The following is a 14,441-nucleotide window of genomic DNA, read 5'->3' as shown; positions in this document are numbered from 1 at the left end:
CCCGCTCGGGTGCCTTCACCCCGTACGTCGAACGGGCGGACGCCGGATCGACGGGGCCGGGCGACTTTCTCGCTACTTCTTCTCCGGGGCCGGCTCGCCGGTGTTGGTCAGCCGGTCGTACTCCGCGACATCGGGGTGGTGCAGGTCGAAGGCGGGCGATTCGGAGCGGATCCGCGGCAGGGTGACGAAGTTGTGCCGGGGCGGCGGGCAGGAGGTCGCCCACTCCAGCGAGCGGCCGTAGCCCCACGGGTCGTCCACGGTGACCTTGGCGGCGTGCCGCTGGGTGAGCAGGACGTTGTAGAGGAACGGCAGGGTGGACAGGCCCAGCAGGAAGGAGCCGATGGTGGAGACGGTGTTCAGGGTGGTGAAGCCGTCCGAGGCGAGGTAGTCCGCGTAGCGGCGGGGCATGCCCTCGGCGCCGAGCCAGTGCTGGACCAGGAAGGTGGTGTGGAAGCCGACGAAGAGCGTCCAGAAGTGGATGATCCCGAGGCGTTCGTTCAGCATCTTCCCGGTCATCTTCGGCCACCAGAAGTAGAAGCCGGCGAACATCGCGAAGACCACGGTGCCGAAGACCACGTAGTGGAAGTGGGCGACCACGAAGTAGCTGTCCGAGACGTGGAAGTCGATCGGCGGGGACGCCAGCAGCACCCCGGTGAGGCCGCCGAACAGGAAGGTGACCAGGAAGCCGATGGTCCAGAGCATCGGGGTCTCGAAGCTGAGCGAGCCGCGCCACATGGTGCCGATCCAGTTGAAGAACTTCACCCCGGTCGGGACCGCGATCAGCAGGGTCATGAAGGAGAAGAACGGCAGCAGGACCTGGCCGGTGACGAACATGTGGTGCGCCCAGACGGTGACCGACAGGCCGGTGATCGCGATGGTGGCGGCGATCAGGCCGGTGTAGCCGAAGGTCGGTTTGCGGCTGAAGACCGGGATGATCTCGGTGACGATGCCGAAGAACGGCAGCGCGATGATGTACACCTCGGGGTGGCCGAAGAACCAGAACAGGTGCTGCCAGAGCATCACCCCGCCGTTGGCCGGGTCGAAGACGAGGGCGCCGAACTTGCGGTCGGCCTCCAGCACCAGCAGGGCGGCGGCCAGCACCGGGAAGGCGAACAGCACCAGGATGCTGGTGAAGAGGATGTTCCAGACGAAGATCGACATCCGGAACATCGTCATGCCGGGGGCGCGCAGGCAGACGATGGTGGTGATGAAGTTGACCGAGCCGAGGATGGTGCCGAAGCCGGAGAACGCCAGCCCCATGATCCACATGTCGCCGCCGACACCCGGGCTGTGCTGGACCCCGGACAGCGGCACGTAGGCGAACCAGCCGAAGTCCGCGGCGCCGTCCGGGGTGAGGAAGCCGCCCACCGCGATCAGCGAGCCGAACAGGTAGAACCAGTACGCCAGCGCGTTCAGCCGGGGGAAGGCCACGTCCGGCGCGCCGATCTGCAGCGGCATGAACCAGTTGGCGAAGCCGGCGAACAGCGGGGTGGCGAACATCAGCAGCATGATCGTGCCGTGCATGGTGAACGCCTGGTTGAACTGCTCGTTCGACAGGATCTGCGTCCCCGGGCGGGCCAGCTCGGCCCGCATCACCAGCGCCAGCACCCCGCCGACCAGGAAGAAGCCGAACGAGGTGGCCATGTACAGGGTGCCGATCTGCTTGTGATCGGTGGTGGTCAGCCATCCCACCAGGGCCCGGCCCCGCCGCCTGCGGCGCGCCGTGAGCCCGGGCCGCCGGGGTGGGCGGGGCGGGGCCGACAGGTCGTCCTGGGGCAGCATCGTCACGGCGGGGCACCTTCCGAGGGCGGGTGCACCTAGCACTACCAGCCCCGCCCCGGCCGGGACCGAGCCACGCCGGGGGCGTCCCCCGGACAGGCTCCGGGCCCGGGGCCGGCGGACTACCGCCCGGCCAGCTGCTCCAGCCGGGCGATCCGCTCGCGCATCGGCGGGTGGGTGGAGAACAGCCGGGCCCCGAACTCGCCGGGGCGGAACGGGTTGGCGATCATCATGTGACTGGCCGTCTGCAGCTGCGGCTCGGGCGGCAGCGGCAGCCGCTGGGTGCCGGCGTCGAGCTTGCGCAGGGCGCTCGCCAGGGCCAGCGGGTCACCGGTGATCCGGGCGCCGTCGGCGTCGGCCTGGTACTCCCGGGAGCGGCTGACGGCCATCTGGATCAGCCCCGCGGCCAGCGGCCCGAGGATCGCGATCAGCAGCATCCCGATCAGTCCGGGCCCGTCGTCGTCCTCGCTGCGGCCGACCGGGATCAGCCAGGCGAAGTTCACCAGGAACATGATCACCGAGGCCAGCGCGCCGGCCACCGAGGAGATCAGGATGTCCCGGTTGTAGACGTGGCTCAGCTCGTGCCCGAGCACACCGCGCAGCTCCCGCTCGTCCAGCAGCTGCAGGATGCCGTCGGTGCAGCAGACCGCGGCGTTGCGCGGGTTGCGGCCGGTGGCGAAGGCGTTCGGCGCCGGGGTCGGCGAGATGTAGAGCCGCGGCATCGGCTGGCGGGCGGCCGTGGAGAGCTCGCGGACGATCCGGTACAGCTGCGGCGCCTCGATCTCGCTGACCGGCCGGGCCCGCATGGCCCGCAGCGCCAGCTTGTCGCTGTTCCAGTAGGCGTACGCGTTGGTGCCGATCGCGACCACCAGGGCCACCAGGAGGCCGGTGCGTCCGAAGAAGCTGCCGATCACCAGGATCAGCGCGGACAGGCCGCCCAGCAGTACGGCAGTCCTCAACCCGTTGTGCCCGCGGTGCACGGCAGACCCTCCATGTGGTGCGCGTGGGAAGCCGTCCGTCCCAGCCCTCTGCCCAGCTCAACGGCAGGGCGGGCCGGGTTCGTTCCCCGTGGGTCGGACGCTACCGGCCGCGGGCCGGGCGGGCAGGTCAGAACAGGCTGCCGGAGACCACCTGGAGCACCAGCTGCGGGGCGACGGACAGCACGGCCGCGCCGGCCGCCGTCAGCCCCAGGGTGGCGGCCAGCGGGGCCGGCACCCGGCGGGCCTCGGCGGCGCCCTCGGCGGGCGCGAACAGCCGGGCCGTCCACAGCAGGTAGTAGTACAGCGCGACCGCCACGTTGGCGGCCATCACCACGGCGAGCCAGCCGAGCCCGGCGTCGACGGCGGCCCGGAAGACCACCACCTTGCCGAACAGGCCGATCACGCCGGGCGGCAGGCCGGCCAGGCAGAGCAGGAAGAAGGCCAGCGCCAGTGCGCTCCAGCGGTGCCGGGCGAACAGCCCGCGGTGGTCGTCCACCCGGGTGCCGCCGGAGCGCTGGACCACCGCGACCACACCGAAGGCACCGAGGTTGACCAGGCCGTAGATCAGCGCGTACGCCACGGTGGCGCCGAGCGGGTCACCGGTCCCGGCGTACCCGGCGGCGGCCACCGGGACCAGCAGGTAGCCGGCCTGGCCGACCGAGGACCAGGCGAGCAGCCGGACCGCGCTGTGCCCGGTGTCGAAGCGCTGGCGCAGCGCCCCGACGTTGCCGACCGTCATGGTGAGCGCGGCCAGCACCGCGAGTGCCAGGCCCCAGGTGTGGCCGTACGGGCGGAAGCCCAGGGTGGCGACCAGGGCGAGGCCGGACAGGCCGGAGGCCTTGCCGACCACCGAGAGGTAGCCGGCCACCGGAAGCGGGGCGCCGGTGTAGGTGTCGGGCACCCAGAAGTGGAACGGGACGGCGGCGACCTTGAAGGCGAAGCCGACCAGGGTGAGCACGGCGCCGGCCTCGGCCAGCGGCCTGAGCTGTCCGGGGGCGTGGGCCAGGCCGTCGGCGACGGCGGTGAGGTGGACCGAACCGGTGGCGGCGTAGACGAAGCCGATGCCGAGCAGCATCACGGCGGTGGCGGTGACCGAGGAGAGGAAGAACTTCAGCGCGCTCTCCGCGCCGCGCCCGTCCCGGCGCAGGCCCACCAGCGCGAAGGCGGGCAGCGAGGCCACCTCCAGCGCGATGACCAGGGTCGCGAGGTCGCGGGCGGCGGGCAGCAGGGCGGCGCCGCTCGCGCTGGACAGCAGCAGGAACCAGTACTCGCCGCCGGGCAGCTTCTCCTCGTCCACGGTGTGCAGCGACAGCAGCGCGGCGAGCAGCGCGCCGCCGAGCGCGAGCAGCTGGAAGGCGAGCGCGAAGTGGTCGGCCACGTACGAGCAGCCGCCCCCGCCGGGCAGGCAGAAGGTGGTCCGGGCGGCGCCCCGGGTGAGCGGGAGCAGCGCGGCCAGGGCCAGCACCAGGGCGCCGACGGCGATCCGGCCGAGTGCCTTGCGGCTGCGGGCGGGCAGCAGCAGGTCAGCCAGCAGCACGGCCAGGCCGCCCAGCGCGGCGACCAGCGGCGGCGCGATGGCCACCCAGTCGACGGACTGGATCAGGCTGCCCGGGTCGGTGACGGCGAGTGTGCTCATGGCGGTCTGCCCCAGGAGGTGAGTGCCGGTCGGGTGGCTGAGCACGGGTCAGCCACCCCCGAGCAGGTGCTTGACGGCCGGGTCGGACAGGCTCAGCAGCAGCGCCGGCCACAGGCCCGCGACCAGGGTGAGCGCGGCCAGCGGCGTCCAGCTGACGGCCTCGTAGGACTTGAGGTCGGGCAGCTCGGTGACGGGCGCGGGCTGCTTCGGGTCGCCCATGCAGACCCGCTTGACCACGACCAGCAGGTAGCCGGCGGTCAGCAGGGTGCCGAGGCCGGCCAGCACCATGTAGGTGAGGAAGGCGGGCCGGGACAGTCCGGCGGCCGGGTCGAAGGCGCCGTACATGGCGAGCAGCTCGCCCCAGAAGCCGGCCAGGCCGGGCAGGCCGAGGCTGGCGACGGCGGCGAAGGCGAGCAGGGCGCCGATCCTGGGCGCCCGTCCGTACAGGGCGGCGCCGGTGGCGCCGGAGAGGGTGTCCAGGTCGGCGGTGCCGTAGCGGTCCTTGACGGCGCCGACCAGGAAGAACAGCAGGCCGGTGATCAGGCCGTGGCCGATGTTGGCGAACAGCGCGCCGTTGACGCCGGACTGGGTGAGCGAGGCGATGCCCAGCAGCACGAAGCCCATGTGGCCGACCGAGGAGTAGGCGATCAGGCGCTTGAGGTCGCCCTTGGCGCCGGGGCGGGCCAGCGCCAGGCAGGCCAGCGAACCGTAGACGATGCCGACGGCGGCGAACGCGCCCAGGTACGGGGCGAAGGTGGCGGTGCCCTGCGGCACGATCGGCAGCAGGATCCGGACCAGGCCGTAGGTGCCCATCTTCAGCAGCACGCCGGCCAGCAGCACCGAGCCGACGGTGGGGGCGGCGGTGTGCGCGTCCGGGAGCCAGCTGTGCAGCGGCCAGGCGGGCGCCTTGACGGCGAGGCCGAGCAGGATGGCGAGGGCGGCGATCACCTGGGTGGTGTGGGTGAGGCCGCTGCCGTGGGCGTCGGCGAGCCGGGTCATGTCGAAGGTGCCGGCGTTGACGCCGATCAGCAGGAAGCCGAGCAGCATCACGGCCGAGCCGAGCAGGGTGTACAGGATGAAGCGGTTGGCCGAGGGCACCTTGCGGCCGCTGCCCCAGCGGGCGATCAGGAAGTACATCGGGATCAGCACGATCTCGAAGGCCAGGAAGAACAGCACCAGGTCGAGCACGGCGAAGGTGGCCAGCATGCCGGTCTCCAGCAGGAGCAGCAGGCCGGTGAAGGCGCGGGCGCCGGGGATGCCGTCGCCGCTGGGCAGGCGCTTGGTGGAGTAGACCGCGCAGAGCAGGGTGAGCAGCGCGGTCAGCACGATCAGCGGCAGCGAGATGCCGTCGACGCCGAGGTGGAACCGCACGCCGATGGCGGGGATCCAGTCGGTGTCGGTGACGGCCTGCATCCGGGCCGGGCGGTCGTGGTCGAAGCCGGCCGCCAGTGCGACGGTGAGCGCCAGCACCGCGCCGGTGACGCCGACGCCGAACCACAGCGCGCGCCGGCCGTCGGCCGCCGGGTCGGGGCCGAACGGGACCAGGGTGGCGGCGGCGCCGAGCAGCGGCAGCAGCAGGAGGGCGATGAGGACCGCGTTCATCGGGTGCTCCGGTTTCGTGCCGCGGACTGACGGGGGATCGGGCGGGAGGTCATGAGCCGACCGCCACCAGGACGGCGAGCAGCACGGCGCCCGCCAGCAGGGCGCTGAGGTAGGTCTGGGCGTTGCCGGTCTGGGTCCGCCGGACCAGCCACCCGAGCAGGTTGGCGCCGGTGCCCGCGCCCCGGACGTAGGTCTCGATGACCTCGCGGTCCAGGAAGCGGACCAGCCGGGCGGCGGCCGCGGTCGGGCGGACGAACACCGCGCTGTACAGCCGGTCGACGCCGAAGCCCTGCTGCGCGGGCCCGTACAGCGGGCCGAGCAGGAGACGGCCGGGATCGGCGGGCAGCTGCTCGATCGCGGGCGGGCCGGCCTTCTCGGGCACCCGGTCGGCGGCGGCCGGGGCGGGGCGGCGGGCGGCGGCGGTGCGCCAGGCGGCGTACGCGATCAGGATGCCGGCCAGCGCCAGCCCGGTGGCGATCACGGCGGTGGTGGTGGAGGGCCGCAGCGAGCCGCCGTCGAGCAGGGCGGGCAGCCAGTCGCCGCGCAGGCCGGCCAGGCCGAAGCCCATGGTGGGCACCGCCAGCACCCACAGCGGCCAGCGCATCGCGGGCGGCTCGTCCCGGGTGGGGTCGGCCTCGTCCGGTTCGGGCGAGTACGGCGCGCCCGGTTCGGGGGTGACCGGCGCGGGGCCCTCGGCGGCGCGGCCGTGGAAGGCGACCAGCCACATCCGGGTGGCGTAGGCGGCGGTGAGCAGTGCGGTGAGGGCGGCGCAGACCAGGACGGTCCAGCCGGCCGCCGCGGGCACCGCGGAGGCCGGGCCGAGGCCGTTGGTGAGGGCGTCGCCGTCGGCGGCGTGCTCGGCGGCGGTGAAGACCGCCTCCTTGCTGAAGAAGCCGGAGAACGGCGGCAGGCCGACCAGGGCGACCAGGGCGATGCCCATCGTCCAGTAGGCGTCGGGGACGCGGTGGCGCAGGCCCGGGATCCGGGACATCGCGGTGACCGAGTTGGTGTGCGCGGCGTGGATCACCACGCCGGCGGCCAGGAACAGCAGCGCCTTGAACGCGCCGTGGCTGACCAGGTGGAACACGGCCGCCTCGCGGTCGCCGCAGGCCAGCGCGCCGGCCATGTAGCCGAGCTGGCCGACGGTGGAGTAGGCGAGCACCCGTTTGAGGTCGTCCTGGGCGAGCGCGCACAGCGCCGAGCCGACCATGGTGACGGCGGCCATCACGGCCAGCACCATCAGGGCGGCGCCGGAGAGCAGGAAGACCGGCAGCAGCCGGGCGACCAGGTAGATGCCGGCGGCGACCATGGTGGCGGCGTGGATCAGCGCGGAGACCGGGGTCGGGCCGGCCATCGCGTCGGGGAGCCAGGTGTGCAGCGGGAACTGGGCGCTCTTGCCGGCCACGCCGGCCAGCAGCAGCAGCGCGGTCAGGGTGGGGTGGCCGAGCCGGCCCTCGCCGGCGGCGGCGAGCACGCCGTCGATCCGGAAGGTCCCGGCGTCGGCGCCGAGCAGGAAGATGCCGAACAGGAACGGCACGTCGCCGAGCTTGGTGACCAGGAAGGCCTTCAGCGAGGCCGAGCGGGCGTCGGCGCTCTCCCAGTGGTGGCCGATCAGGAAGTACGAGCAGATGCCCATCACCTCCCAGCCGACCAGCAGGATGATCAGGTCGCCGGAGTAGACGACCAGGAACATCGCCGCGGTGAACAGCGAGACCAGCGCCGCGTACGAGGGGTAGCGCGGATCTTCCTTGAGGTACGCGGTCGAGTAGACCTGGACGCAGGTGGCGACCAGGCCGACCAGCACCGAGATCAGCGAGCTGTAGCCGTCCAGGTGAACGGAGAGGAAGATGCCGGGGCCGCCGGTCGGGGCGAGCCGGGTCGAGGCGTCGAGCGTCCCGTCGGTGCCGAGCTGGACGGCGACCACCAGGGCGAGCACCGCGGAGACGGCGACCGGCAGGATCGCCAGCGGCCGGGCGAAGCCGGGGGCGCGGCGGCCGGTGGCCAGGATGGCGGCCGCGCCGAGGGCGGGCAGCACGGGGACGAGGACGGGCAGCGCGAGGTTCATGCGGCCTGGCCCTTCAGCTCGGCTTCGGCGGGCTCCGGCTCGGCCTCGGCCGGGTCGCCGAGGGCGGTGATCCGGTCGACGTCGGCGGTCCGCCGGGTGCGGAAGACCAGCAGCACGATCGCCAGGCCCAGGCCGATCTCGGCGGCGGCGATGGTGATGGTGAACAGGGTGAGCGCCTGGCCGGCGTGCAGGGTGTCGCGCAGCCAGACGTCGAAGGCGACCAGGTCGAGGTTGACGGCGTTGAGCATCAGCTCGACCGACATCAGCACCAGGACGACGTTGCGCCGGGCGAGCACGCCGTAGACGCCGACGCTGAACAGCAGCGCGGCGAGGACGACGGGGTAGGCGAGATGCATCGGTGGTCAGCGCTCCCGGGTGGCGGCGGTGGTGGCGGGGCGGCCCACGGCCTTGCCGGCCCGCAGCTTCCCGGCCCGGGGTCGGGGCACCCGGCCGTTGCCGGTGCGCGACAGCCCGATGGCGCCGACCAGCGCGGCCAGCAGCAGCACCGACAGCGCCTCGAACGGCAGCACCCAGTACCGGAACAGGCTCTCGCCGGTGACCCGGGTGGAGCCGCCGCCCGCGCCGAGGTCGACCCAGGTGGACCGGAAGGCGTCGGTGACCAGGGTCACCAGGGTGGCGGCGGCGGCCAGCGCGACGCCGAGCGCGACCCAGCGGTTGCCCGAGTCTGCGTCGGGCGAGCGCCCGATCGGTGCCTTGGTCAGCATCAGGCCGAACAGCACCAGCACCACGACCGAGCCGAGGTAGATCAGCACCTGCACCCAGGCGATGAACTCCGCCGTCAGCAGCAGGAACTCGATCGCCAGCCCGCCGAGCGCGACCACCAGCCACAGCGCGGCGTGCACCAACTGCCGGGTGGTCACCGAGACCACTGCGGAGCCCAGGACGGCGAGGCCGACCAGGACGAAGACGATCTCCGCGCCGGTGGGCGACAGGAAGGAGCGGGCGGCCGGCTCCAGCGACCCGGCCGCGGCGAGCAGACGGCCCGTCACTGCTGATCACCCTTCTCGGCCTCGGCGGCGGCCGCGGCGGCCTCCTGCGCGGCGGCCAGCTTGTCGGCGGCCTTGCGGGCCATGCCGATCTCCTTGGGTTCCTCGGCCGCCGGGTCGAGCGCGGGCGGCGCCGGGACGGTCCACATCCACTCGCGCAGCCGGTCGCGCTCGTGGGTGAGTTCCAGGATGTCGGTCTCCGCGTACTCGAACTCCGGCGACCAGAACAGCGCGTCGAAGGGGCAGACCTCGATGCAGATCCCGCAGTACATGCAGAGCGAGAAGTCGATCGCGAACCGGTCCAGCACGTTGCGGGTGCGGGCCCGGGCGTTCGGGTCGGCGGCCGGCAGCGTCTCCTTGTGGGAGTCGATGTAGATGCACCAGTCGGGGCACTCCCGGGCGCAGAGCATGCAGACCGTGCAGTTCTCCTCCAGCAGCGCGATCACGCCGCGGGTGCGCGGCGGCAGTTCGGGCTGCACGTCGGGGTACTGCGCGGTGACGGTCTTCTTCGTCATCGTCCGCAGCGTCACGGCCAGGCCCTTGGCCAGACCGCTACCTGGAATCCGCATCAGGAGATCGCCACCTTGATGATGCCGGTGAGGGCCAGCTGGAGCAGCGCGAGCGGGATCAGCCCGGTCCACGCGAACTTCATCAGCTGGTCCTCGCGCAGCCGGGGGTAGGTGACCCGGAGCCAGATCACCACGAAGGCCAGCGCGAAGGTCTTGAGCAGGGTCCACAGCCAGCCCAGCGAGTCCGGGCCCGGGCCGTGCCAGCCCCCGAGGAAGAGCACCGCGGTGAGCGCGGAGACCACCAGGATGCCCGCGTACTCGGAGAGCAGGAACAGCGCGAAGCGCAGGCCGGTGTACTCGGTGTACGCGCCGAAGATGATCTCGGAGTCGGCCACCGGCATGTCGAACGGCGGACGCTGCAGCTCGGCCAGGCCCGCCGTGAAGAACACGAACGCACCGATCGCCTGCCACGGCAGCCACCACCAGTGGAACTCCTCGACGACGCCGGTCAGCGAGACCGTGCCCGCCGCCATCGCCACCGAGGCGGCGGCCAGCAGCATCGGCAGCTCGTACGACATCAGCTGGGCGGCCGTGCGCAGACCGCCGAGCAGCGAGAACTTGTTCGCCGAGGCCCAGCCGGCCATCAGCGAGCCGAGCACCCCGATGCCCATCACGGCCAGCACGAAGAACAGCCCGGCGTCCACGGCCTGGCCGACCAGCCCGTTCGGGCCGATCGGGATCACCAGCAGCACCACCAGGTACGGCAGCAGGGCGACCGCCGGGGCCAGCTGGAAGACCTTGCGGTCGGCGCCGGCCGGGACGATGTCCTCCTTCTGCGCGAACTTCACACCGTCGGCGACCAGCTGCGCCCAGCCGTGGAAACCGCCGGCGTACATCGGGCCGAGCCGGCCCTGCATGTGGGCCATCACCTTGTGCTCGCTCTGGCCGATCACCAGCGGGAGGGTCAGGAAGGCCACCAGGGTGCCGAGGCAGCGCAGCAGCGTGTCGATCCAGTTCACGCGCTGTCTCCGTCCTTCTCCGGCGTCTCGGTCGGGGGTGCTTCGGGGGCGTCCGGGGCCTCGGGGGCCTCCGGGGTGGCGGGGCGCTCCGGGGTGGCGGGCGCCTCGGGCTCCGGGGTGTCCGGCCCGTGGGCGGGGACCGGGGTGTGCCAGGGCGCGTCCGAGGACTGGGTGCGGGCGACCCGGGCGGGGCGCTCGGGGGCGGGCCCGGCGGGCTCGGCGGGCGCGGCCTCGGCGGGCGTGCTGTCGGCGGGCTCGGTGGGCGCCGACTCGGCGGGTGCGGCCTGGCTGGTGGAGCCCTCGGTCACGCTCCGGGTGCGGCGCGGCCGGTCGGCCCGGACCTCCGGCGCCCCGGCGGCTGGGGTCTCGGGGGCCGGGGTCTCGGGGGCCGGGGTCTCGGGGGCCTGGCTGACCGAGCCTTCGCCGACGCTGCGGGCCCGGCGCGGCCGGACCTCGCCCGCCGACGCGCCCTCGGCCCCCGCCGCCGCGGCGCGCGGGGTACGGGCCGCGCCGGCCGCGCGGGCGCCACGGGCCGGGCGCTCCGCAACCGGCGGCAGGGTGCCCTTGAGCGGCCCCCACTCGTTCGGGTCGGGGACGCCGGGCGGCTGCATCTTGCGGCGGGCCGGTCCGTCGCCCTCGGACTCGCCCGGCTCCTTGGCGCCCGGCCAGGCCTTGGCGACCCGGGCAGCGAGCACGAAGTCCTTGCGCAGCGGGTGGCCCTCGAAGCCGTCCGGCAGCAGCAGGGTGACCAGGTGCGGGTGCCCGGCGAAGTCGATGCCGAACATCTCGTTGGTCTCCCGCTCGTGCCAGCCGGCTCCGGCGTAGACCTCGACGGCGGTCGGCAGCACGGCCTTGTCCCGCGGGATCCGGGTGCGCAGCAGCAGGTGGCGGACGGTGCCCGCGCCGGGGGCGGCGAGGTGGGCGCAGACCGCGTAGCCGTCGGCCAGCTCGTCGACGGCGCTCAGCCAGTCGAAGTAGCTCAGGCCCAGGCGGTCGCGGGCGGCGGTGAGCGCCTCGATCCAGTGCTCGGCCGGGACGTCGACGGTGAGCAGCTGGTACGCCTCGGCGGCGGTGGCCCACTCGCCGATCTCGGCGGCGGTCTCCTCGGGGGTGCGGCTCATCGGTCCGCCTCCCCGGGGCCGGCCACCAGCGGGCGGCGCAGCGCGGAGACGGGCGCGGCGTAGCGCTCCGGCAGCGACTCGGCGGCGATCTTCTCCTGGAGCTTGAGGATGCCCTGGAGCAGCGCCTCGGGCCGGGGCGGGCAGCCGGGCACGTAGACGTCGACCGGGATGATCTGGTCGACGCCCTTGGTGACGGAGTAGGAGTCCCAGTAGGGGCCGCCGGAGTTGGAGCAGGCGCCGAAGGAGATCACGTACTTGGGCTCGGGCATCTGCTCGTACAGGCGCTTGACGGCCGGGGCCATCTTGTCCGTGACGGTGCCCGAGACGATCATCAGATCGGCCTGGCGGGGGCCCGGCGCGAACGGAATGACACCCATCCGGATGAAGTCGTGCTTGGCCATCGACGCCGCGATGAACTCGATCGCGCAGCAGGCGAGGCCGAAGTTGAAGCACCAGAGGCTGTAGCGGCGCCCCCAGTTGAGCACCACCTTGACCGGGTCCGGCGCGAGCCGGGCCAGCGGGCCGAGCCGGCGCTGCTCGACCGCGGCGCCGGGGCGCGCGGGGTCGGGCATCCCCAGCGGTACGGGCCCGCCGGAACCGTGCGAGTGGGTCACGTCCATTCCAGAACGCCCTTCTTCCAGGCGTAGAGCAGTCCGACCGCGAGGAAGGCGATGAAGACGAACATCTCCACCAGGGTGGCCGCGCCGTAGCCGGCGGCGGCGAACACCGTCGCCCACGGGAACAGGTAGATCGCGTCGACCGCGAAGATCACGTACAGGAACGCGTAGACGTAGTAGCGGACCTGGGTGTGCGCCCAGCCCTCGCCCACCGGGTCGACGCCGCACTCGTAGGTGAGCAGTTTCTCCGGCGAGTACACCGCCGGGCGCAGCAGGCGGTTGGCGGTGAACGCCACCGCGACGAACAGCACGCCGATGACCGCCAGCAGGCCTACCGCCGCATACGCGTCGAAGTAGCCGCTGCCCACGGCAGGGTCGGCAGCGACCAGCTGCCCCTCCATGCGTTCGCCTCCACATCGGGCCGCCCGGCCGGGCCCGGGGCCCGGCAGGATCACCGCTCTTCTTTACACACCCATAACCATCGCTACGGCGTGAGTCTAAGTGCACGGCCTCGCTGCTCCCGCACCTGCCCGGTCCTCAAGACGGCGACCGGGCACCCTACCCGCGGGTACGGGGTGGTGGGGTTATCCCCCGGGAGCGAACGGAGATCACCCCCATGGCCCCGGGGCCGCCGCTACCGGGATGCTGGGTGCCACCTGGTCGATCGAGAGGGTGGAAGTCGGATGGATACCGCGGAGCACCGGCCGGCGGAGTCGCGCCGCCCGTCCCTGTACGGGGCGCAGCTGTGGGGTCAGGTCCAGCACCTGCTGCTGAACCTGCCGGTGGGGATCGCCGGCTTCGTGTTCACCGTGACGACGCTGACCGTGGGCCTCGCCCTGTCGGTGACCGTGCTCGGCCTGCCGCTGCTGGCCGCCGGGCTGGCGGGCTGCCGGGGGCTCGGACGGGTCGAACGGACCAGGGCGCGGGCCGCGCTCGGCAGTACGGCCGAGGAGCCGGGCCCGCTGGTGCAGCGCCGCAGCGGGGTCTCCGGCTGGGTGATCGCCCTGTTGACGGACTCGCTGGGCTGGCGGTCGGCACTGTTCAACGTGGTGCTGTTCGTGTGGGGGCTGATCAGCTTCACGGTGACCCTGGTGCTGCTCGTGGTCGGCTGGCCGGTGCTGCCCTGGGTGGTGCGCTGGATGGCCGCGCTGGAGCGGATGCTGGTGGAGAGCCTGCTGGCGCCGAACGCGCTGGTGCAGCGGGTGCACGAGCTGGAGGACGACCGGGGCGCCGTGGTCGACACCGCCGCCGCCGACCTGCGCCGGATCGAGCGGGACCTGCACGACGGCGCGCAGGCCCGGCTGGTCGCGCTGGCGATGGACCTGGGCCTGGCGAAGGAGAAGCTGACCGAGACCGACACCCCGGAGGGTGTCGCGGCCGCCGCCGCGATGGTGGGTGCGGCGCACGGCGAGGTCAAGCTCGCCCTGCAGGAGCTGCGCGACCTGGCCCGGGGCATCCACCCGGCCGTGCTGACCGACCGCGGCCTGGACGCGGCGCTGTCGGCGGTGGCGGCGCGCTGCACGGTGCCCGGCGGGGTCAAGGTGCACGTCGACCTGAAGGGCGCCGAGCGGCCGGACTCGGCGGTGGAGGGGATCGCCTACTTCACCGTCAGCGAGTTGCTCACCAACATCTCCAAGCACGCGGGGGCGCGCTCGGCGACGGTGGACGTCTGGCGGGTGGAGGACCGGCTGATGCTGCTGGTGCAGGACGACGGGCGGGGCGGCGCGGCGGCGTACCCGGGCAGCGGGCTGGCCGGGCTGGCGGAGCGGATCGACGCGGTGGACGGGGTGTTCCTGGTGGAGAGCCCGGCGGGCGGTCCGACCGGGGTGACGGTGGAGCTGCCGTGGCGGACCAGGGCGGCCCGTCCCTGACCGGGCGGGGCCGCGGCCGGGCGTGGTTCGGGCCCGGCGGTCCGCCTCCCATGTGTGCGCGGTCCGCCGGGCCCGGGTCCGGTGGGTGGTGCCGGTCGCGGAGCCCCGTCAGAGGCTGCCGAGGGTGACGTCGACGGTCTTGGTCTGCCCGTCGCGCTGGTAGGTCACGGTGACCTTGGCGCCGGGCTGGAGCGAGGCCAGCGCGGTGGTGAGCGAGCCGATGGTGGTGATCTTC

14 protein-coding genes are annotated in these 14,441 nt (G+C 73.2%); 1 reads left to right on the top strand and 13 read right to left on the bottom strand.

Annotated features, from left to right (window positions below; genetic code table 11):
- Positions 1-72: 72 nt before the first annotated feature.
- From ctaD to AB0D08_RS13865, 12 genes are all read right to left on the bottom strand, one after another.
- On the bottom strand, positions 73-1,782 hold the full coding sequence (ctaD, locus tag AB0D08_RS13920) for a cytochrome c oxidase subunit I (RefSeq protein ID WP_359888642.1): 1,710 nt from the start codon (positions 1,780-1,782) through the stop codon (positions 73-75).
- Positions 1,783-1,901: 119 nt separating this feature from the next.
- On the bottom strand, positions 1,902-2,759 hold the full coding sequence (gene htpX, locus AB0D08_RS13915; protein ID WP_033826078.1) for a zinc metalloprotease HtpX: 858 nt from the start codon (positions 2,757-2,759) through the stop codon (positions 1,902-1,904).
- Positions 2,760-2,886: 127 nt separating this feature from the next.
- Positions 2,887-4,395, bottom strand: coding sequence for an NADH-quinone oxidoreductase subunit N (locus tag AB0D08_RS13910; protein ID WP_033826090.1), 1,509 nt, complete (start codon positions 4,393-4,395; stop codon positions 2,887-2,889).
- 48 nt (positions 4,396-4,443) lie between these two features.
- A complete protein-coding gene (locus tag AB0D08_RS13905; protein ID WP_359888587.1) occupies positions 4,444-5,997 on the bottom strand; it encodes an NADH-quinone oxidoreductase subunit M in 1,554 nt (517 codons plus the stop codon).
- Positions 5,998-6,046: 49 nt separating this feature from the next.
- Positions 6,047-8,062 carry an NADH-quinone oxidoreductase subunit L gene (locus AB0D08_RS13900; protein WP_359888585.1) on the bottom strand — a complete coding sequence of 672 codons (2,016 nt, stop codon included), beginning with the start codon at positions 8,060-8,062 and terminating at the stop codon, positions 6,047-6,049.
- Complete coding sequence (nuoK, locus tag AB0D08_RS13895) at positions 8,059-8,418, bottom strand: NADH-quinone oxidoreductase subunit NuoK (protein WP_033826081.1); 360 nt, start codon at positions 8,416-8,418, stop codon at positions 8,059-8,061. Before nuoK ends, AB0D08_RS13900 begins: the two co-directional genes overlap by 4 nt.
- A gap of 6 nt (positions 8,419-8,424) precedes the next feature.
- The gene (locus AB0D08_RS13890) at positions 8,425-9,072 is read right to left on the bottom strand and encodes an NADH-quinone oxidoreductase subunit J (RefSeq protein WP_359888583.1); all 648 of its coding nucleotides are present in this window, start codon (positions 9,070-9,072) and stop codon (positions 8,425-8,427) included.
- Positions 9,069-9,641 carry an NADH-quinone oxidoreductase subunit I gene (locus AB0D08_RS13885; RefSeq protein WP_149038709.1) on the bottom strand — a complete coding sequence of 191 codons (573 nt, stop codon included), beginning with the start codon at positions 9,639-9,641 and terminating at the stop codon, positions 9,069-9,071. The genes AB0D08_RS13890 and AB0D08_RS13885 overlap by 4 nt, the downstream gene beginning before the upstream one ends.
- Complete coding sequence (nuoH, locus tag AB0D08_RS13880) at positions 9,638-10,597, bottom strand: NADH-quinone oxidoreductase subunit NuoH (protein ID WP_359888580.1); 960 nt, start codon at positions 10,595-10,597, stop codon at positions 9,638-9,640. Before nuoH ends, AB0D08_RS13885 begins: the two co-directional genes overlap by 4 nt.
- Positions 10,594-11,718, bottom strand: coding sequence for an NADH-quinone oxidoreductase subunit C (locus tag AB0D08_RS13875; RefSeq protein ID WP_359888578.1), 1,125 nt, complete (start codon positions 11,716-11,718; stop codon positions 10,594-10,596). Before AB0D08_RS13875 ends, nuoH begins: the two co-directional genes overlap by 4 nt.
- Complete coding sequence (locus AB0D08_RS13870) at positions 11,715-12,338, bottom strand: NADH-quinone oxidoreductase subunit B (protein ID WP_033824562.1); 624 nt, start codon at positions 12,336-12,338, stop codon at positions 11,715-11,717. The genes AB0D08_RS13875 and AB0D08_RS13870 overlap by 4 nt, the downstream gene beginning before the upstream one ends.
- Positions 12,329-12,736, bottom strand: a complete 408-nt coding sequence (locus AB0D08_RS13865) for an NADH-quinone oxidoreductase subunit A (RefSeq protein WP_033824561.1) — start codon at positions 12,734-12,736, stop codon at positions 12,329-12,331. Before AB0D08_RS13865 ends, AB0D08_RS13870 begins: the two co-directional genes overlap by 10 nt.
- Positions 12,737-13,018: 282 nt before the next feature.
- Here AB0D08_RS13865 and AB0D08_RS13860 point away from each other — a divergent pair, with 282 nt between their 5' ends.
- Positions 13,019-14,206 carry a sensor domain-containing protein gene (locus AB0D08_RS13860; RefSeq protein WP_359888575.1) on the top strand — a complete coding sequence of 396 codons (1,188 nt, stop codon included), beginning with the start codon at positions 13,019-13,021 and terminating at the stop codon, positions 14,204-14,206.
- A 108-nt stretch (positions 14,207-14,314) separates the two neighbouring features.
- On the opposite strand, the gene AB0D08_RS13855 is transcribed toward AB0D08_RS13860, so the two are convergent.
- The gene (locus AB0D08_RS13855; RefSeq protein ID WP_359888639.1) at positions 14,315-14,428 is read right to left on the bottom strand and encodes a PDZ domain-containing protein; all 114 of its coding nucleotides are present in this window, start codon (positions 14,426-14,428) and stop codon (positions 14,315-14,317) included.
- Positions 14,429-14,441: the final 13 nt, after the last annotated feature.

The sequence above is a fragment of the Kitasatospora sp. NPDC048540 genome, from assembly GCF_040651175.1.
In the GTDB taxonomy this organism is placed as follows: Bacteria; Actinomycetota; Actinomycetes; order Streptomycetales; family Streptomycetaceae; genus Kitasatospora.
This window is presented reverse-complemented; position numbering and strand designations above follow the sequence as displayed.

Coding starts and splice junctions, on each gene's coding strand:
- AB0D08_RS13860 (WP_359888575.1), top strand. CDS start 13,019: ATGGATACCGCGGAGCACCGGCCGGCGGAGTCGCGCCGCCCGTCCCTG.
- ctaD (WP_359888642.1), bottom strand. CDS start 1,782: ATGCTGCCCCAGGACGACCTGTCGGCCCCGCCCCGCCCACCCCGGCGG.
- AB0D08_RS13910 (WP_033826090.1), bottom strand. CDS start 4,395: ATGAGCACACTCGCCGTCACCGACCCGGGCAGCCTGATCCAGTCCGTC.
- AB0D08_RS13870 (WP_033824562.1), bottom strand. CDS start 12,338: ATGGACGTGACCCACTCGCACGGTTCCGGCGGGCCCGTACCGCTGGGG.
- AB0D08_RS13875 (WP_359888578.1), bottom strand. CDS start 11,718: ATGAGCCGCACCCCCGAGGAGACCGCCGCCGAGATCGGCGAGTGGGCC.
- nuoK (WP_033826081.1), bottom strand. CDS start 8,418: ATGCATCTCGCCTACCCCGTCGTCCTCGCCGCGCTGCTGTTCAGCGTC.
- AB0D08_RS13900 (WP_359888585.1), bottom strand. CDS start 8,062: ATGAACCTCGCGCTGCCCGTCCTCGTCCCCGTGCTGCCCGCCCTCGGC.
- AB0D08_RS13865 (WP_033824561.1), bottom strand. CDS start 12,736: ATGGAGGGGCAGCTGGTCGCTGCCGACCCTGCCGTGGGCAGCGGCTAC.
- AB0D08_RS13905 (WP_359888587.1), bottom strand. CDS start 5,997: ATGAACGCGGTCCTCATCGCCCTCCTGCTGCTGCCGCTGCTCGGCGCC.